This window comes from Flavobacterium sp. CF136, assembly GCF_000282055.1.
Taxonomy (GTDB): domain Bacteria; phylum Bacteroidota; class Bacteroidia; order Flavobacteriales; family Flavobacteriaceae; genus Flavobacterium.
The window spans coordinates 86,825-106,837 of the sequence record NZ_AKJZ01000021.1 but is presented as its reverse complement, the minus strand read 5'-3'; the positions used below and the strand labels follow the sequence as shown (position 1 = coordinate 106,837).

15 protein-coding genes are annotated in these 20,013 nt (G+C 33.7%); 9 read left to right on the top strand and 6 right to left on the bottom strand.

All coding sequences use genetic code 11. The features are described 5' to 3' along the window. Positions 1–1,285, top strand: a 1,285-nt coding sequence (locus tag PMI10_RS09355) for an RHS repeat domain-containing protein (RefSeq protein ID WP_007807049.1), incomplete at its 5' end; no start/stop codon positions are given. Further along, complete coding sequence (locus tag PMI10_RS09350) at positions 1,282–2,067, top strand: hypothetical protein (protein ID WP_007807047.1); 786 nt, start codon at positions 1,282–1,284, stop codon at positions 2,065–2,067. The genes PMI10_RS09355 and PMI10_RS09350, both read left to right, overlap by 4 nt. A 92-nt stretch (positions 2,068–2,159) precedes the next feature. Here PMI10_RS09350 and PMI10_RS21655 read toward each other — a convergent pair whose 3' ends face one another. Further along, positions 2,160–2,621 carry a DMP19 family protein gene (locus PMI10_RS21655; RefSeq protein ID WP_007807045.1) on the bottom strand — a complete coding sequence of 154 codons (462 nt, stop codon included), beginning with the start codon at positions 2,619–2,621 and terminating at the stop codon, positions 2,160–2,162. A gap of 108 nt (positions 2,622–2,729) precedes the next feature. Between PMI10_RS21655 and PMI10_RS09340 the strand changes: the two genes are divergently transcribed. Next, entirely contained in the window at positions 2,730–3,614 is an 885-nt protein-coding gene (locus tag PMI10_RS09340) for an RHS repeat-associated core domain-containing protein (RefSeq protein ID WP_007807043.1), read from the top strand. A 97-nt stretch (positions 3,615–3,711) separates the two neighbouring features. Continuing rightward, positions 3,712–4,389 carry an IS1 family transposase gene (locus PMI10_RS09335; protein ID WP_007807041.1) on the top strand — a complete coding sequence of 226 codons (678 nt, stop codon included), beginning with the start codon at positions 3,712–3,714 and terminating at the stop codon, positions 4,387–4,389. Positions 4,390–4,560: 171 nt separating this feature from the next. On the opposite strand, the gene PMI10_RS09330 is transcribed toward PMI10_RS09335, so the two are convergent. Together PMI10_RS09330 and PMI10_RS09325 are read right to left on the bottom strand one after the other, a co-directional pair. Continuing rightward, positions 4,561–6,150: a peptide chain release factor 3 gene (locus PMI10_RS09330; RefSeq protein WP_007807039.1), complete on the bottom strand. Its 1,590-nt coding sequence runs from the start codon at positions 6,148–6,150 to the stop codon at positions 4,561–4,563. Positions 6,151–6,296: 146 nt separating this feature from the next. Further along, a complete protein-coding gene (locus tag PMI10_RS09325) occupies positions 6,297–7,736 on the bottom strand; it encodes an alpha-amylase (RefSeq protein WP_007807037.1) in 1,440 nt (479 codons plus the stop codon). A gap of 530 nt (positions 7,737–8,266) precedes the next feature. Here PMI10_RS09325 and PMI10_RS09320 point away from each other — a divergent pair. The 5 genes from PMI10_RS09320 to PMI10_RS09300 all read left to right on the top strand — a co-directional run bounded on the left by PMI10_RS09320 (position 8,267) and on the right by PMI10_RS09300 (position 17,833). Continuing rightward, the gene (locus PMI10_RS09320; RefSeq protein WP_007807035.1) at positions 8,267–9,697 is read left to right on the top strand and encodes a peptidylprolyl isomerase; all 1,431 of its coding nucleotides are present in this window, start codon (positions 8,267–8,269) and stop codon (positions 9,695–9,697) included. Positions 9,698–9,774: 77 nt separating this feature from the next. After that, on the top strand, positions 9,775–10,728 hold the full coding sequence (locus tag PMI10_RS09315; RefSeq protein ID WP_007807033.1) for an AAA family ATPase: 954 nt from the start codon (positions 9,775–9,777) through the stop codon (positions 10,726–10,728). Between the two features lie 465 nt (positions 10,729–11,193). Then, positions 11,194–13,977: a bifunctional aconitate hydratase 2/2-methylisocitrate dehydratase gene (locus tag PMI10_RS09310; protein ID WP_007807030.1), complete on the top strand. Its 2,784-nt coding sequence runs from the start codon at positions 11,194–11,196 to the stop codon at positions 13,975–13,977. 128 nt (positions 13,978–14,105) lie between these two features. Beyond that, positions 14,106–16,370, top strand: coding sequence for an aconitate hydratase (locus PMI10_RS09305; RefSeq protein ID WP_007807024.1), 2,265 nt, complete (start codon positions 14,106–14,108; stop codon positions 16,368–16,370). A gap of 332 nt (positions 16,371–16,702) precedes the next feature. Beyond that, on the top strand, positions 16,703–17,833 hold the full coding sequence (locus PMI10_RS09300; protein ID WP_007807022.1) for a C40 family peptidase: 1,131 nt from the start codon (positions 16,703–16,705) through the stop codon (positions 17,831–17,833). An 80-nt stretch (positions 17,834–17,913) separates the two neighbouring features. Here the strand turns inward: PMI10_RS09300 and PMI10_RS09295 are convergent, their stop codons facing one another. The 3 genes from PMI10_RS09295 to PMI10_RS09285 form a co-directional block, all read right to left on the bottom strand. Then, positions 17,914–18,471, bottom strand: a complete 558-nt coding sequence (locus PMI10_RS09295) for a DUF4738 domain-containing protein (protein WP_007807019.1) — start codon at positions 18,469–18,471, stop codon at positions 17,914–17,916. A 171-nt stretch (positions 18,472–18,642) separates the two neighbouring features. Continuing rightward, positions 18,643–19,179 carry an STM3941 family protein gene (locus PMI10_RS09290; RefSeq protein WP_007807017.1) on the bottom strand — a complete coding sequence of 179 codons (537 nt, stop codon included), beginning with the start codon at positions 19,177–19,179 and terminating at the stop codon, positions 18,643–18,645. A 162-nt stretch (positions 19,180–19,341) separates the two neighbouring features. Beyond that, a complete protein-coding gene (locus PMI10_RS09285) occupies positions 19,342–20,007 on the bottom strand; it encodes a DUF4844 domain-containing protein (protein WP_007807015.1) in 666 nt (221 codons plus the stop codon). Positions 20,008–20,013 lie beyond the last annotated feature (6 nt).

Genomic DNA, 20,013 nt, shown 5'->3' with positions numbered 1-20,013 from the left:
TAAAGACAATAACAAAAACATCACAGTCATAACCTACAACCATCTTAACCTGCCAACTAAAATAACTTTTGCCACAACAGGAAGCATTGTTTATATTTACAATGCAACGGGACAAAAAGTACAAAAGATTGTAAACGAAACAGGTAAAGCAGCCATAACAACAGATTATCTGGGTGGTTATCAATATGATAATGCTTTACTGAAGTTTTTTCCAACCGCAGAAGGTTATGTAGAACCTTCAGGAAGTTCTTATAAATATGTATACCAATACAAAGACCATTTGGGTAATGTTCGTTTGAGTTATGATAAAACTCTTGCTATTAAGGAAGAGAGTAATTTCTATCCATTTGGTTTGAAACAGGAAGGATATAATAATGTTAAAAGTGGTGTAGAGAATAAGTATAAGTTCAATGGAAAAGAGCTGCAAGACGAGCTAGGGCTTGGGTTTTACGACTATGGGATGAGAAATTATGACCCTGCATTAGGACGATGGATGAACATTGACCCGCTGGCAGAGAAAATGAGGAGATATAGTCCTTATACATACGCTCTTGATAGTCCTGTATTCTTTGTTGATCCGGATGGCATGCAAGCAGAAGCTGGACAATCAGGAAATTATTATGATTGGGATGAAAAACAGTATAAAAATAAAGATACTGGTGCAACAGTGACAGCTGAGGAAGCTATTGCAAGTCATAGTAGTGAATCAGATGATGGTGGCGACCCTCCGAAAAAGAAACCAGGTTTATTTAAGCAATTTCTGTTGGCTGTTCCTGTTTTGGGAGCTACCATTGACAGTAGTGACAAAATGGGAGAAGGTGACTATTTAGGTGCAGCTTTAAGTTTTGGAGCTGGAGTTATGGATTTGTTTACTCTTGGGACCGCTAACAAATATAAAACTGGTACAGCTGGAGTTATAGCCGGAGTAGAAGTTGCTGCAGCTGAACAAGCAGGTAAATATGGAGGACTATCAGTTGCGGAAAAATATGGGATTAAATCATATTCAGCTTTAAAGACCTTGCTTAAAGGCAAAGGCTTACAAGCGCATCATTTAATAGAACAACGATTTGCTGGAACTTTAGGAGTCACACCAGGAAGTATGAGTTCTATAGCTGTAACAGCTGAAGAGCATCAGATATTTACTAATGCTTGGCGAGCAGAAATAGGATATGAAGGTTCCAAAGCCACGACAACAACATTAGAAGCTTCAAAGACGCAAATATATAGTGCTGCTAAAAGAATATATAAAGATTACCCTCAAATATTAAAAGCTTTAGGATTATGAAAATAATGTATCACGTAGCACTTGATTGGAGTGATGCTCAGATAAAGATTATGAATGAGTTTGGTATTTATCCTGTTAAAGGACATACTGCTGTTCAAATGGGTGAAGAAACCTATTTTAAGGTTAAAGATTATATTTATAAATGGGCTGGTAGTGACGGTATACGTTATCCTGAATTCACAAAACAAGAAATAAAGGAATCCTTATTGTCTGTAAAAAAAACAGCTTTTTCTCATGGTTATCCAATGCCTGATATGGATTTTGGATATAAAGAACTAACTTATGATTTAAGTGATTACTGTCCTAGTTGTGGCATAGGGTTTAAACAAAAAGATGCATTTAGACTTAAAAATGTTCCGCCAGCAGGTAAAAAGCAAATATTTAGTTTAGGTTGGGTTTTTGATGAATTGTTTGTTGAAAAAACAGTTTATGAAGAAATTTTTAAACCGTTAGGAATTAAATGCAGAGAAGTCTTAAAGTATAAAAAAGACACTCCTTTTGAAAATACAGTGCAATTGGTTCTGGAAGAAACCCAAGAAAAATTAAATCTAGAAGGATACCCGACCGAAATCTGTAATGTATGTGAGAGAACTAAATACCTAGCAATGCCACAAGGCTTTTATCCGATGCCCAAAGATATTATTGCACCTATTTTTAAAAGTCATGAGTATTTTGGTAGCGGTGCTTTAGCCTTTAAAAGAATCTTTGTAGAAAAAGAATTACGGGAAAAACTTGTAAAATCGAAAATTGATAAAGAAGATTGGTATATACCAACAAAATAAATAAAACGCTTAAATAAAAAAAAGACGACATTATGTCGTCTTTTTTTATAATTTGGAAGTTGAGAATGTACCGTATGCTTGTCGATAAACCCTTATTCTTTATCCAAACTTCCATCTGGATATTTATAAAACATTTCATCAAGTTTTTCCAATCCGGCTTTTACTTTTTCATCATCGAGTTCTTCAACTTCCCTTTTTCTAATTTTTTCTATAAGTTCTCTTTCTGAAAGTTGATTTGGATTAATTAAATCAATTGCACTTTTAAGTAGTTTTGCCGTCTTTGATTTTCCATTTTTTTTTAACGCTTTCAATGTTGCAAAACAATTTTGTCCAGAAGTATTGAAGAAGTATTGAAGGAATCCGCCATTATTAATTTCCATTTCTAATTCTTCAATGTTAGCTTTTGGAGTTACTTTTTTAAGCTCTGTATCTTTCAGTTCTTCTTTTATATTTTGATAAGTGTCAATTTTTCTGTTTTCAGGTGAGTTTTTTTGATTGCAGCTTGAGAGAATTGCAATTAGAAGAACTATTTGAATTTTTAAGAATTGTTTCATAAGAGTCGTGTGGAATAATGCTGTAAACTTTATGCCGCTAGGCGAAATTGTAGTTTTCGTTACTGATGTTTACAAATATACCGAAAAGTTAGAAAGAGGAAACTTATTTTGAAAAAAGAAAATAAGCACAGCCTATACTCTATTGTGCGTAACGGAACCAATGAAACAGCCACAGCAATCGATAACCTTGTTTATAGTTACGGCCCAACAAATGCCACAAACCAGTTGACCAAAGTTGCCGACAGCAGCAACAAGACGCTCGGATTTGTTGATAGTGCGGCCAATAGTGTTGATGATTATTCCTACGATGCCAATGGAAACATGACCAAGGACAATAACAAAAATATTACGGCCATTACCTATAATCATCTTAACCTGCCAATCAAAATAACTTTTGCCACAACCGGAAACATTGTGTACATTTACAATGCAGCCGGGCAAAAAGTGCAAAAAGTGGTAACAATTACTTCTCCAGCCAGCACTACAACAACCGACTATTTAGGAGGGTATCAATACCTGAATACCGTTTTGCAATTTTTTCCTACTGCTGAAGGTTATGTAGAAGCAGTTACGGCAAGTTCTTTTAAATATGTATATCAATACAAGGACCATCTGGGAAATGTACGACTGAGCTACAAAGACAGTGACGGCAATGGAAGTATCGCTGCTGCAGAGATTCTCGAACAGAATGACTACTATCCTTTTGGATTAAAACATACAGGTTATGGACCTGTAATACAATCAACAAACCCTGCCCTAAAGTATAAATACAACGGCAAGGAACTGCAGGACGAGTTGGGGCTTAACTTCTATGATTATGGAGCACGTAATTATGATCCTGCACTTGGTCGTTGGATGAATATGGATCCGTTAGCAGAGAAAGGGCGTAGATGGTCACCATATAATTATGCAATGGATAATCCTGTTTACTTTATTGACCCAGATGGAATGGGTAATGTATCAGATGTGTTGGTGGTTAATTATTCCATCTAACATTTGCAGATAATCAATGATTTATAGTAATATCGCAACAAAATTAAAACAACCTTCGGGTTGTTTTTTTATTATATAATGTCTTAAATTGAAAAAAATGGGTTCAAACCAGACTTGGTGTTGCAGATGTGTTGGTGACATTAGAAACATGATAAAATACGGGAAAACAAAGTCTGGTAATCAAAGATATATTTGTAAGCTATGCAGGAAAACAAGAGTTGAAAATTATACTTATCAAGCTTACAAACCTGATATTGATGGAAGTATCATTCAATTAACAAAAGAAGGTTTAGGAATAAGAAGCACTGCTAGAATATTAAAAATTTCAACAGCAACATTATTGAAAAGGATTGTGTCAATCGCCAGAAATATTATCAAGCCAATTATCAGCAAAGGCAAAACTTATGAAGTCGATGAACTGTGTACTTACGTTAGGCACAAGAAAAATTATATCTGGCTGGTTTATGCTTTAGAAAAAGATTCAAAAAGTGTAGTAAGTTTTAATGTCGGTAAACGAACCAATAAAACATTAAGCCGTGTTTTAGATTCTTTAAAATTATCAGAAGCAAAAAAGATATTTACAGACAGATTAAAAAACTACAGATATCTGATTAATGAGAAATTACATTCTGTAAAACGTTTTGGTACAAACCATATTGAAAGGAAGAATCTAACATTAAGAACACATCTTAAAAGACTAAACAGGAGAACGATTTGCTTTAGTAAAAGTTTGTCAGTTTTGATTGCCATTTTAAAGATTTACTTTTGGATTTGACTAATTAAATAATACGTTTATTTTTTAAAACAACGTCCTTTTAAACAGAATCAGATAGGTAATCACTCGCTGAAAATATTGTTTATATTTACAATGCAGGGTATCATTGATTTATTTCAACAAAAAACGCCAATTTTTAAGTTGGCGTTTTTGGTATTATGTAAATAGATCTTATTCAAATTCCGAAGTAAAAAATAATTTTACATTTGGATATTTACTTTGTGTCATCTGAATTGTAAAATCGGAATCGGCAAGAAAAACCAATTGTCCATATTTATCATGAGCCAGAAATTTTTGCTTGATTCTTCTGAACTCTTTAAATTCATCACTTTTAGGATCATTAGGTTTTACCCAGCATGCTTTATGTACAGGGAAATTTTCATACGTACATTTTGCACCATATTCATGCTCCAAACGGTATTGAATAACTTCGTATTGAAGCGCTCCAACTGTTCCGATAATTTTACGGTTATTCATTTCTAATGTAAATAACTGAGCAACACCTTCATCCATTAGCTGATCAATTCCTTTGTCCAATTGTTTGGCCTTCATTGGATCCGCATTATTTATATATCTAAAATGCTCAGGGGAAAAGCTCGGAATTCCTTTGAAACTCATTAATTCACCTTCCGTTAAAGTATCGCCAATTTTAAAATTTCCTGTATCGTGTAAGCCTACAATATCACCTGGATATGAAATATCAACAATTTCTTTTTTCTCGGCAAAAAATGCATTCGGGCTGGAAAATTTTAAGTTTTTCTTTTGGCGAACATGATAATAAGGCTTATTTCTTTCAAAAGTTCCGGAGACAATTTTAATAAATGCTAAACGATCACGATGTTTAGGATCCATATTAGCATGTATTTTAAATACAAAACCTGACATTTTTTCTTCCGTTGGATCAACCAGACGGGTTTCAGAATCTTTAGGCCTTGGAGAAGGAGCAATAGAGACGAAACAATCTAATAATTCGCGAACCCCAAAATTATTTAAGGCAGAACCAAAAAATACAGGCTGAATTTTTCCGTCTAAATAATCCTGACGATCAAATTTTGGATATACTTCGTCAATTAATTCTAATTCTTCACGAAGTTTATCAGCTGGTTTTTGACCAATAATTTTTTCTAATTCCGGATTTTGAACGTCTGAAAACGCGATAGTTTCTTCAATATTTTTACGGCTGTCTCCACTAAAAAGATTAATGTTTTGTTCCCATAAATTATAAATCCCCTGAAAATCATAACCCATTCCGATAGGGAAACTTAAGGGCGTTACCTTTAAACCAAGTTTTTGCTCCACTTCATCCATTAAGTCAAAAGCATCTTTTCCTTCACGGTCTAATTTATTGATGAAAACAATCATCGGAATGTTTCGCATTCTACAAACAGCAACTAATTTTTCAGTTTGTTCCTCAACCCCTTTTGCAACGTCAACAACTACAATAACGCTATCAACAGCAGTTAAAGTTCTAAAAGTATCTTCGGCAAAATCCTTGTGACCAGGAGTATCGAGGATATTAATTTTTTTATCTTTATAATTAAAAGCAAGCACAGAGGTTGAAACCGAAATACCTCTTTGGCGTTCGATTTCCATAAAATCACTTGTCGCTCCTTTTTTTATTTTGTTGTTTTTAACAGCACCTGCTTCCTGAATTGCACCTCCGAAAAGCAATAATTTTTCAGTTAATGTTGTTTTACCGGCATCAGGATGCGATATAATTCCAAATGTTCTTCTGCGTTGTATTTCTTTTAAAAAACTCATATTTTGTATAAATAGGATGCAAAAGTACTATTAATTAAGTGGTAATAAAAATATTCACTTCTTAATTTGGAAGTCTTTCCTTTTATATATGGAGAAAAAAATAAGGCTGTTTTTTACAACAGCCTTGAAATGTAATTTTATGTGAATTACTGATTAATCGACCAAACTGAATATCCTTTTGGAGGACATTGTATTTTTACCCATTTATCGGCCTGAGTAGTTGGGTACCAGGTTGAGTTTCCTGTAAAATCTTTGATTTGAGTATTGGCCCAATTAGTCTGAATCCATCTTTCCTGCCATGAAGTTGAGTTGTTAATGTAAACAACTAATCCCGGGTTGCCGTTATAACCATTTCTTCTTGCGATATACTCATCATTATCAGAATATAATATTGAAGTTGTTCCTGTTGCTTTGTTATTGTGAATCCAGATTAGATTATTCAACTTGTTTTTATCGAGCCATTCTTCATAATCTCTGTAGAATATTGTTGGATATCCTTCATGGGTCAGAATATATGAATAGGCCAATAATTTGTTTGAAATCTCATCAGTATCATGATTACTGACAAAAGTAACAGCTTTGTATGGATTTCTTTTCCACATCATATCGTCGTTTAACAGGGCAAGATTATTTCCATCAAAAGCATCATTCATTTTGTAATAACAGGCAAAATCAAATACAGAACTATTGGCATTATTGGCCCACCATTCAAGTGTATTTACATTTGCATCCCAATATTCCCCAACCGAAAATCCGCCTACATTAGCGTTCCATGCATTTATCACCCATGGTCCAAAACCTTTTACGTAGTCAAATCTCCAACCATCAAACTTCATGGTGTTTTTGTAATATTTACCAACTCCATCTGCTCTTATCCACAACCAATCCTGTACATATGGATTCGCGTGACATAAATCCGGAAACCCTCCAAAAGATCCTTCATCATTATTTCCGTAGCTGTTTTTATAAAAATCATTATAAGTACGCTTGAATTTTCCGGAAGCAATACCATTAAAATTAGTCCAGGTATTTGTTCCGGTGAAAGGATTGGCTTCTGATTGTCCTCCACTATTGTGATTAATTACAATGTCTGCATATACTTTCATGTTTTCGGTATGTGCTTTTGTAATTAGACTTTCCAGTTCAGCTTTTGATCCAAATCTGGTTTCTATTGTTCCGTTTTGATTATAATCTCCAAAATCAAAATAATCTGTAGGGTCGTATCCCATAGAAAATGCTCCATTTTGAGCTTTTGAAGCTGGTGGAAGCCATATTGAGCCAATTCCGGCATTAGACCAGTCTGTTACTTTAGCATTAATAGTATTCCACCAGTTTCCACCAGCAGGAACATCCCAATAAAAGGCCTGCATCATAACTCCGCCACCGGGATTATCAACATATTTCCCTGTAGAAGATGATTTTGTGTCTCCTGTATTGAATGGTTTACCGTCGTGATTCGTAACATTGATGATTTTAAATTGCTGACTTTCAGCTTTTGTATCAACATCTGTTTCGTTTTGAGAACACGAGTAAAAAAATACTGTGATGACAGCCATTAAATAAATCTGTAGCTTAGATTTTTTCATAATAATGATTTGGTTTAGGTTAGATAATATTTTAATTACATATTTTAAGCCTTTAAAAACGAATTATTCGTAATTTATAGACTTATAATTGTTAATTATCTATCTAAATTATATGTTTTTTGATTTGGTAATTTTTTTTAAGAAAATAGTTATACAGCGAAAACGTTGTAGTATGGAAAACTTTATTTGACTCTGAAATAGCTATTCACGAACTCATCAGAAATAAAAGTGATAAAGGAATTTTATGATATTTCTAAATGCAAAAATTTTTTAGTTTTTATAAGGTTTCATTTGATACCAGCACTTATTTTGTTGGATTTTAGAACTATCCTATAATTTTTTGTTAATAGTATAGCTGATACTTGTATTATGTAATTGAATTGTTATTTTTGTTCGTTATAAGTTGTAAAAAAACCGGATGCAATTTTTTTATATTTTCTAAAGTTTTGAAAATATTCATTTAATTGATTTTTGTTTTAAATAAAACGCTAAAAAACAAGACTTTACATTCAAAAATTAAATTTAAAATAATGTTATTAAAAAAAATACAGCTAAAAACTATTGATTATAAGTTCGTTCTGACAATATGTTTTTTACTTTTTTTCAACTCATTTATTTCTGCTCAGGAAATTATTAAAGATGCTGTAGCCGAAAAACCTGCAGAAAAGACTTCAATCAACAAGCAAAAAATTGACGGTATTATTGCAACTGTTGGAGATTATATTATTTTAGATTCTGATATTGATAAAGGATATTTAGAAATTTCAAGTCAGGGAGGTTCTATAAAAGATATTACAAGATGTATGATGCTTGGAAAACTTTTAGAAGACAAGTTATATGCACATCAGGCAATTCAGGATAGCATTATAGTTAGTGATGCCGAGGTGAAAAATATGATGGATGAGAGGCTGAATTATATGTTACAGCAGGTAGGTGACATTAATAAAGTGGTAGCTTATTATAAAAAGAACTCTGTTGAAGAATTTAAAACATATTTTGCTGATATATTAAAGGAGCAAAAATTATCTTCAGAAATGAGAGATAAAATTGTTAAAGATGTAGAGATTACACCTGAGGAGGTTCGTAATTTCTTTAAAAAAATCCCAAAAGAAGAATTACCAACTTTTGGAGCTGAAATGGAAGTAGCTCAAATTGTTGTAGAACCAAAAGTTTCAAAAGAAGACAAACAAAAGGTTATTGACAGGCTAAATGGTATCAAAAAAGATGTAATGGATGGTTCAAGTTTTGCTACGAAAGCCGTTTTATATTCTCAGGATCCTGGTTCATCACCGAATGGAGGATATTATAAAATGACCAGAAAGACTCCATTTGTAAAAGAATTTAAGGATGTTGCTTTTAGTTTGGCTGAAGGTGAAATTTCTGAGCCCTTTGAAACTACATATGGATATCATATCATAATGGTTGATAAAATAAAAGGGCAGGAGGTAGAGTTGAGACATATTTTAATATCGCCAACAGTCTCTGAAGATGCATTAAAAGAAGCTAAAGAGAGAATTACCAATATCAGAAATAAAATAGTAAGCAAAGAAATTTCTTTTGCTGATGCTGCCAGAACAGAGTCTGATGAAAAACAAACCAGAGCAAACGGAGGGACGTTAGTGAATCCGAATACGCAGGATACTCGTTTTGAGTTAACTAAAATGGATCCGACATTGTACAGCCAGGTTTCAAATTTGAAAGATGATGAAGTTTCCCAGCCTCTTTTAAATACAGATGATAAAGGAAAAAAGACATATAAGTTAATTACTGTTACCAACAGAATCGATGAGCATACTGCTGATTATGCTAAAGATTACACTAAAATTAAAGAATTAGCATTAAAAGAAAAACAAATCAATGCTATTGCTAAATGGTTTGATGCAAAAATAAAAGATACATACATAAAAATTATTGGAGAATACAGAGATTGTACTTTTACAAATAATTGGTTGAAAAAATAATTTTTATAAAATAAATAAAAAGAGTTAGTTTTATGAATTCATAGAGCTAACTCTTTTCAATTTTAAAATATATTTAAATGTCTGACGTAGCAGCAATTCACAATTTAGTTCAAAAAAGAAACGAATTAAAAACCGAAATAGCAAAAATCATTGTAGGCCAGGATGCCGTTGTAGATCAAATTTTATTATGCATATTTTCAGGAGGACACGCTCTTTTAATTGGTGTTCCGGGTTTAGCAAAAACTTTAATGATAAATACTTTATCTCAGGCACTGGGATTGGATTTTAAAAGAATTCAGTTTACACCGGATTTAATGCCTTCGGATATTTTGGGAAGTGAAATTTTAGATGAAAATAGACAGTTTAAATTTATCAAAGGACCAATTTTTTCAAATATAATTTTAGCCGATGAGATTAACAGAACACCACCAAAGACACAGGCCGCTTTATTAGAAGCAATGCAGGAGCGTTCGGTTACCATTGCCGGAGAAAATCATAAGCTGGATTTACCTTATTTTGTATTGGCAACCCAAAATCCAATTGAGCAGGAAGGAACTTATCCTTTGCCCGAAGCTCAGTTAGATCGTTTTATGTTTGCCGTAAAACTGGAATATCCGAGTTTTCAGGAAGAAGTTCAGGTAGTAAAACAAACTACTTCAGATATAAAAACGACAATTAATCCTTTGTTTACAGCACAGGAAATTATAGATTTTCAACATTTAATCCGCAGAATTCCTGTAGCAGATAATGTAATTGAATATGCAGTGACCCTGGTAAGTAAAACGCGTCCTGATAATCCTTTATCAAATGATTTTGTAAAAAATTATCTGGATTGGGGGGCAGGACCAAGAGCTTCACAGAATTTAATTTTGGCTGCTAAAGCACATGCGGCTTTTAATGGTAAATTTTCGCCGGATATTGAAGACGTGAAAGCAGTTGCAACCGGGATTCTTCGTCATAGAATTATTAAAAATTACAAAGCTGATGCTGAAGGAATCACAGAAGAGATTATTATTCAGAAACTGATGTAGAACTAAAAAGATATATTATGTAAACCTAACAGATTTTAAAGTCTGTTAGGTTTTTTTATTTTTAATAAAATTTTTCAGAAAAACATTCAGAGATTTGAATTAATAGAAAATTCGAAATAATTCAGTTAATTTTTTTTTAAAATTTTAAGTAGTATTACGTAGAAAGTAACATTGAAAGAAGAAACTACAACGTTATAATTGCTTATTTAGAAAAGTTCTTCCTTAAAAACGGGGTAAAATCCCACTTCCTTTGTAACATTAAATTTCGACTTTGTTAAAGAATAGATTTTAAATTATTGATAATTTATTATTTGAATTCAAAATTAAATTTTTGACAATAAAAAGTGGTGTAATTCATTATTTTGCAATAATAATTTTTGAAAAAGCTACATCTGTTATATTTTTTTTAATTGTCGGCTTTAATTCCTAAATTTGCGAACAAAAAAATAAAAATACCTATTTACTATGGCTTTTGATAATACTATTTATAAAGATTACCTTAAAGAAATTGAAGAGCGTAAAGAACAAGGACTTAACCCGAAACCAATTGATGGTGCCGATTTGTTAAGTGTAATTATTGCTCAAGTTAAAGATGTAAATAATGAATACAGAGAAGATTCTCTTAAATTTTTTATCTACAACACTATACCAGGAACTACTAGTGCTGCTAGTGTAAAAGCCAAATTTTTAAAGGAGATTATTTTAGGTCAATCTGTTTTAAATGAAATTACTCCTGCTTTTGCTTTTGAATTATTATCACATATGAAAGGTGGTCCTTCAATTGAAGTGCTTCTTGATTTAGCTTTGGGTAATGATGCTGCTATTGCGAAAGAAGCTGCAAAAGTTCTTAAGACACAAGTGTATCTTTATGATGCGGATACAGATCGTCTTAAAGAAGCGTTCGAAAGCGGTAATGCAATTGCCAGAGAAATTATTGAAAGTTACGCACAAGCTGAGTTTTTTACAAAACTTCCGGAAATAGCGGAAGAAATTAAAGTTGTAACCTTTATCGCTGGAGTTGGAGATATTTCGACAGATTTACTTTCTCCGGGTAACCAGGCTCATTCACGTTCAGATCGTGAATTGCATGGTAAATGTATGATTACTCCTCAGGCACAAGACGAAATTAAGGCACTTCAGGCACAACATCCTGATAAAAGCGTGATGTTAATTGCTGAGAGAGGTACCATGGGTGTAGGTTCATCAAGAATGTCAGGTGTAAACAACGTGGCTCTTTGGACAGGTAAACAAGCAAGCCCATATATTCCATTCGTAAATATTGCTCCAATTGTTGGAGGTACAAACGGTATTTCTCCAATCTTCCTAACAACTGTTGATGTTACTGGTGGTATTGGTATTGACCTTAAAAACTGGGTTAAAAAATTGGATGCAGATGGCAACCTAATTCGTAATGAAAGTGGTGATCCGGTTCTGGAAGAAACATATTCTGTTGCTACCGGGACAGTTCTTACAATAAACACAAAAAAGAAAAAACTATATAATGGCGATCAGGAATTGATTGACATTTCTAAGGCATTTACGCCTCAGAAATTGGAATTCATTAAGGCTGGTGGGTCATATGCGATTGTATTTGGTAAAAAAATACAAACATTTGCATGTAAACTTTTAGGTATCAATATTCCTACTGTATTTGCTCCATCGAAAGAAGTTTCTATTGAAGGACAAGGACTTACAGCTGTTGAAAAAATCTTCAACAGAAACGCTGTTGGTACGACTCCAGGGAAAGTATTACACGCCGGATCTGATGTTCGTGTAGAAGTTAATATTGTAGGATCGCAAGATACTACAGGTCTTATGACTGCTCAGGAATTGGAGTCTATGGCTGCTACAGTAATTTCGCCAATCGTGGATGGTGCTTACCAATCAGGTTGTCATACTGCTTCAGTTTGGGATAAAAAAGCGCAGGCAAACATTCCAAAATTGATGAAATTCATGAACGACTTCGGTCTAATCACTGCTCGTGACCCGAAAGGAGTTTATCATTCAATGACGGACGTAATTCACAAAGTACTTAACGATATTACAATAGACGAGTGGGCGATCATTATCGGTGGTGACTCACATACAAGAATGTCCAAAGGTGTTGCTTTTGGTGCTGATTCAGGAACAGTTGCTCTTGCACTTGCTACCGGAGAAGCTTCAATGCCAATTCCGGAATCTGTAAAAGTTACTTTCAAAGGAGATATGAAAAGTTACATGGATTTCCGTGATGTGGTTCATGCTACACAATCTCAAATGCTTAAGCAATTTGGTGGTGAGAACGTATTCCAGGGTAGAATCATTGAGGTTCACTTAGGAACGCTGACTGCTGACCAGGCATTTACTTTTACGGACTGGACTGCAGAAATGAAAGCAAAAGCTTCTATCTGTATTTCTGAAGATGATACTTTAGTTGAATCATTAGAAATTGCAAAAGGCAGAATCAAAATCATGATCGATAAAGGAATGGACAATGATAAACATGTTCTTCAGGGATTGATTAATAAAGCGGATAAGAGAATTACAGAGATTAAAACTGGAGAGAAACCAGCTTTGACTCCTGATGCAAATGCTAAATATTTTGCTGAAGTTGTGGTTGATCTTGATGTGATTGCAGAGCCAATGATTGCTGATCCGGACGTAAATAATAATGATGTTTCTAAAAGATATACTCACGATACAATCAGACCGTTATCTTTCTACGGAGGTGATAAAAAAGTAGATCTTGGATTTATTGGTTCTTGTATGGTTCATAAGGGCGACATGAAAATCCTTGCTCAAATGCTTAAGAATATAGAAGAGCAAAAAGGAAAGGTAGAATTTTTAGCGCCTCTTGTAGTAGCGCCTCCTACTTATAACATCGTAGATGAGCTTAAAGCTGAAGGTGATTGGGAAGTTTTACAGAAATATTCTGGTTTCGAATTTAATGATGATGCTCCTAAAGGTGCAGCGCGTACAGAATACGAAAACATGTTATATTTAGAGCGTCCTGGTTGTAACCTTTGTATGGGGAACCAGGAAAAAGCTGCTAAGGGAGATACGGTAATGGCAACATCTACACGTCTTTTCCAGGGAAGAGTAGTTGAAGATACTGAAGGTAAAAAAGGAGAGTCGCTTCTTTCCTCTACTCCGGTTGTAGTTCTTTCTACAATATTGGGCAGAACTCCTACTATAGAGGAATACGTAACAGCGGTGAAAGGTATTAATTTAACCAAGTTTGCACCTTCTCATAAATTACTTGTGAAATAATCAATGATTAGTTAATTTAATCATAATTCTGAAAGCCTGAGTCATAAACTCAGGCTTTTTTTTATGTAACTACTCAATTTTTCGTATCTTAGAATGTTGAAAAAAACTAACAAAAACAATTAAATCATATGGCTTTTGATATTGAAATGATAAAAAAAGTGTACGCCAACATGCCTGGTCGTGTTGATAAGGCACGAGAAATTGTTGGTCGTCCACTTACATTGACTGAGAAAATTTTGTACAATCACCTTTGGGACGGAAATCCAACGAAGGCGTTTGGAAGAGGTGTTGATTATGTTGATTTTGCACCGGATCGCGTAGCATGTCAGGATGCAACGGCGCAAATGGCTTTATTACAATTTATGCATGCCGGAAAGAAAACAGTGGCTGTTCCAACAACAGTTCACTGTGATCACCTGATTCAGGCTAAAGTTGATGCTGCAACCGATTTGGCCAGAGCAAAAACACAAAGTAACGAAGTTTTTGATTTCCTTTCTTCTGTTTCTAATAAATACGGAATTGGTTTCTGGAAACCGGGAGCCGGAATTATTCACCAGGTAGTACTTGAAAATTATGCTTTCCCGGGTGGAATGATGATTGGTACCGATTCTCACACTGTAAATGCAGGTGGTTTAGGAATGGTAGCTATTGGTGTTGGAGGAGCTGATGCTGTAGATGTTATGTCCGGTATGGCTTGGGAATTGAAATTTCCTAAATTAATTGGAGTAAAATTAACCGGTAAATTATCAGGATGGACTGCTCCTAAAGATGTTATTCTTAAAGTTGCCGGTATCTTAACCGTAAAAGGTGGTACTGGTGCTATCGTTGAATATTTTGGTGAAGGTGCTACTTCTATGTCCTGTACAGGAAAAGGAACTATTTGTAATATGGGTGCAGAAATTGGAGCTACAACTTCAACTTTTGGTTATGATGCTTCTATGGGGCGTTACCTGCGTTCTACAAACAGAGCTGATGTTGCTGATGCTGCAGATAAAGTTGCTTATTACTTAACCGGAGATCCTGAAGTATATGCTAATCCGGAAAAATATTTCGATCAGGTTATCGAAATCAACTTATCTGAATTAGAGCCACATTTAAACGGCCCTTTTACTCCGGATTTAGCTACTCCAATTTCAAAAATGAAAGAAGAAGCAATCAAAAATAACTGGCCATTACAAATTCAGGTTGGTTTAATTGGTTCTTGTACAAACTCTTCTTACGAAGATATTTCTCGTGCTGCTTCTTTGGCAAGACAAGTAAGTGCTAAAAACTTAAAAACTAAATCTCAATTTACAATTACTCCAGGCTCTGAAGTAGTTCGTTATACAATTGAAAGAGATGGATTTATCGATACTTTCGAAAAAATTGGAGCTACTGTTTTTGCTAATGCCTGCGGACCATGTATTGGTATGTGGGACAGAGATGGGGCAGAGAAAGAAGAAAGAAACACCATTGTTCACTCTTTCAACCGTAACTTCTCAAAACGTGCAGATGGGAACCCAAACACTTTGGCTTTCGTAGGTTCTCCGGAATTGGTTACCGCTATGGCTATTGCAGGTGATTTAGGGTTTAACCCATTAACAGATACTTTGATCAACGAAGATGGAGAAGAAGTAAGACTTGAAGCTCCAACAGGAGACGAACTGCCTCCAAAAGGATTTGATGTTAAAGATCCGGGCTTCCAGGTTCCGGCTGAAGACGGTTCCGGAGTTCAGGTAGTGGTAAGCCCAACATCTGACCGTTTGCAATTATTAGCGCCGTTTGACCCTTGGGATGGAAAAAACATTACTGGTGCTAAATTGTTAATTAAAGCATTCGGAAAATGTACTACGGACCACATTTCTATGGCTGGACCATGGTTACGTTTCCGCGGACACTTAGATAATATTTCTAACAATATGCTGATTGGTGCCGTAAATGCATTCAATCAAAAAACAAACTCTGTTAAAAATCAATTGACAGGAGCTTACGATGCAGTTCCTGCGGTAGCGCGTGCATACAAAGCAGCCGGAGTTCCCTCTATTGTTGTAGGAGATCACAATTATGGTGAAGGTTCTTCTCGTGAGCATGCTGCAATGGAGCCGCGTTTCTTAGGAGTTAAAGCGGTATTGGTAAAATCATTTGCCCGTATCCACGAAACAAACCTTAAAAAACAAGGTCTTTTAGGATTAACTTTCGCCAACGAAGCTGATTACGATAAAATTCAGGAGAACGATACAATTAACTTCATTGATTTAGTTGATTTCGCTCCGGGAAAACCATTAACGTTAGAATTCGTTCATGCAGATGGTTCTAAAGATATCATTTTGGCAAACCATACTTACAACGCAGGTCAGATTGGCTGGTTCGTTGCAGGTTCAGCATTAAATTTAATTGCTGCGGGAAAAGCTTAATCTTTAAGATTCAATTATATTCAAAACGCTCTGTGAAAACAGGGCGTTTTTTGTTAGAAGCTATTTCCAGCTGTGCGCTATATCTTTTGTGGCGAACTCCGCCACAAAAGGATGCCGCTTCCATCTGGGCTAGGGCTTATGTGTTTTATCATGAATATTTTAAAAAATAGTTATCCCAGAAGCATTTTTAAATGTTAAGCAGAACTTAAAAACTTGTTAAAAAAAGTGCTTTTTTTAGTTTAAAAAGTTAAATTCGCTTTATAGGTATGCATTGTTTTTATTGGATTCTCTTAAATACATCATACACAGTTAAATAAAAAAAATCCCCCCAAATGATTTTTAGGTTAGCCATCATAATATTCTTTTTTAGTATAGCAGGTTTTTCTCAGGAAAAATATATCAAACACACCATTTCAAAAGGTGAAAACCTTACCATAATTGCTAAGAAATACGGACTGAAACCAAAAGATATAATTAAAGCAAATCCAAACGCTCCTAAAATTTTAAAACTAAATTCGGTTTTATTAATTCCAAATACCAATCAATCAGCAACAATAAAACCTAATGAAACTGTTGCTAACACAACTCCCGGATTACACGAAGTTCAGGCAAAAGAAACGTTATGGGGAATCTCAAAAAAATATAATATTTCCGTGGAGGATTTAAAAAAAGCCAATCCACTTTTAGAAACCGAAGGGCTAAAAATAGGACAGCAAATTACGATTCCATCGAATGTAATTGCAGTTTCAGATTCAGAAAAAACAATTGAAAGTAGTATTCAAACATCTACGGATGTGGAAGTTTCAAGAGAAGTTTTGCCCAAAGAAACGAAATATGGAATAGCAAAAGAGTTTGGAATTTCTGTTGCTGAATTAGAAAAGCAAAATCCGGAAATTAAAAAGAAACTGCCACTGGGATATATTTTAAAAATCCATGTCTCAAAAGAAAAAGCAGATGCTTTGCAGGCTTCAAAGCCAACTCAGGTAATAAAAGATACTTTAGGATCTCCTCAGCAATCATATGATAAAGTAATAGTTAAAAATGATTCTGCTGCACTAATAAAAGTGAGTAACCATTATGATTTAATAGATCAACTAATATCGAATGCTACTGAAAATATAGGAACCCGTTATCGTTCCGGAGGGACAACAAAAGCAGGTTTTGACTGCTCAGGATTAATGTACTGTACTTTTGGAAATTTTGATATTAAGCTCCCAAGAAGTTCAATCGAACAATCCCGAATTGGGATGAAAGTTAACACTGATGAGGCGCAAAAAGGCGATTTAATTTTCTTTAAAACCAATGGCAGGCATCACATTAATCACGTAGGAATGGTGGTAGAAGTTGTTGACGGAGAAATTAAATTTGTTCATTCCTCAACCCACGGAGGTGTTATGATTTCTTCAACAAAAGAGCCTTACTATGAAAGAACTTTTTCTCAGGTAAATCGTATTTTGGAATAATGTTTTTTAAGTCCAATGTTTTGATCTTGAGTAATAATAAATTTCTCGTTTTAAGACATATGCTGTTATGGGTTGCTTTTCTATTCTTCGTCTTCTTCGGGTTTTTGAATAAAAGTCAATTTTCTATTTGTCAAGTCAAAATAATGATAAAAGTCAATAGCATAATCGGTTTCTGGTTTGCTAATAGATCCAAAAAATTCAATTTTATCTTTGTCTAACTTGTTAAACCAATAGTTATGGAAAATTGCAATATCCATAAATCCATTGTCAGCGTATTTTGAAAATTGTTTTTTTATAAATATTGTGTCTAAAAGTATTTGTGAATTTCGTTTAATTGTCAGCGATATTTCAGCGTCTCTGTATTTGTCAATTTGCTTGTTGCCATTTTCTTCATATTCATTGATTACATAACTGTCAAGATCTGTTCTTTTAATAGTGATATGTATCTTTCTGTCGGCTATTATTGTGTCAAATTTTTCAGTTTTCTTTGTCTCAGGAATAAATCTTTCTGATTTTTTATTTACCAAAGTCACGCCAGAATTGTCAGCAGTCTGAATAATTGTTGCTTTTTTTTCTGTATGTGAATTACAAGCAAAAAATAAAAAAGCCAAAGTTAGAATCAATGTATTGTTTCTCATATGTGTCGTTTGTCTTTTAACGTTGTCTATAACGTTCCCTTGCTACAAGTGGTTTGAAGTTAAATTAAACCTTATTTTCGGATCAAATAAATACTTACAAATACAAACCATTTCCAAATTAAGCCAATTACCCAAATCCGTTGTAGTAGCTGTTAGTCGTTCGTTGTTTTTCTATGTATTTTCGTTGAATTTTCTTTGTAACAATTCATATAATTCTTCAAAATTTGTGTCTAATGTGTTTGCAGAAATACTAATTGGCGAACCGTAAGTTCTATAATTTATTTCCATTGCTTTTCTTTTAACAATTCCATTTTGACGATTTATATATTCTTCAGGATTTTTTACAATAAACATTAAGAATTTTTGGTTCATTACGTTCGATGTTGAAATTTCGATTATATCTGTCCACAAAATGATTCCTGCTGAAACTCCACTAGAATTATCAATTATTCCTTCGGAATTAATTATTAAACATGGTTTATTGTCAGGTAATTTTTTAAAAAGGGTAAACGTAATATATCCAAAAAATACAATTGCAGATATTCCGCTTATTAAAATTATCATTGGATTTCCAAAAATTGGATGATTACTTTTAGGTGGATTTACTACCAACCAAGTTCCAATTCCAACAAATATTATTGAACCAAATAACATTAAATATAATTTTTGCTTACTTAATGGTATTTCAATTTGATTTTCTTCTGACATCAATTTTTAGTTTCGTTTGGTTTGAATTTTAGTTCTTTTTTCTTCTTTCTGAGGTACAATGACGCCTAACGTTCTGGTACTACAACGGGTTTGGTACAAAACTAACTTCCCATTAAGCCAATTACCCAAATTCGTTGTAGTAGCTGTTACCAGTTGCCTTTATTACTGGGTTTTTAATTGTTCTAATCTTTGTAAAGCTTTAGATAAATCGTATTCCTCTTTTGGTAACTCTTCTATTAGTTCATAATTTAAGAATCGATATCTTTTTATTCCACAACCTTTATCGAGAATATTAAGTTCAGAACATTTTACACATTTAATTATGTCAAACTCGAAACTAGGAATGCTATTGTCTTTTTCTAATATAAAAGTTTCCAATTGTGTTCTACATTTCGAGCATTCCATAGAAATAATCTCGTGTCTTTTTCTTTCTTCTTCTAGTATTTTCTCCGAAAGTTTTTTAACAGCTTTCTCGTAGTCATAAGCTTCAGTTCCGTATGTCCAAGAGTTTAGTTTTTCATTAAGACTATCGCTTTTTAAAATTTTAGCAATCTCGTCAAAATAGTCCACAACAAATTCTCTTTCTTCTGTATCTAATTCATCAGATTTAATTTTATTAAAGTATTTTTCGAATATGGTTTCAATTTCTTGAGGCGATTTTTTTGTATTACTGGAAGAAATTAAATTTGTTATTAAATCATTAAAAGACTTTTCAAGTTTAATGCATAGACTTTTTTCTGAAGGATTCAATCCACGATTTTCCCATTCTTCGTTAGAGAATTTTTCCTTGTTTTTTAATTTTTCTAATGCTAAAATCTTATTATTCACTATTGT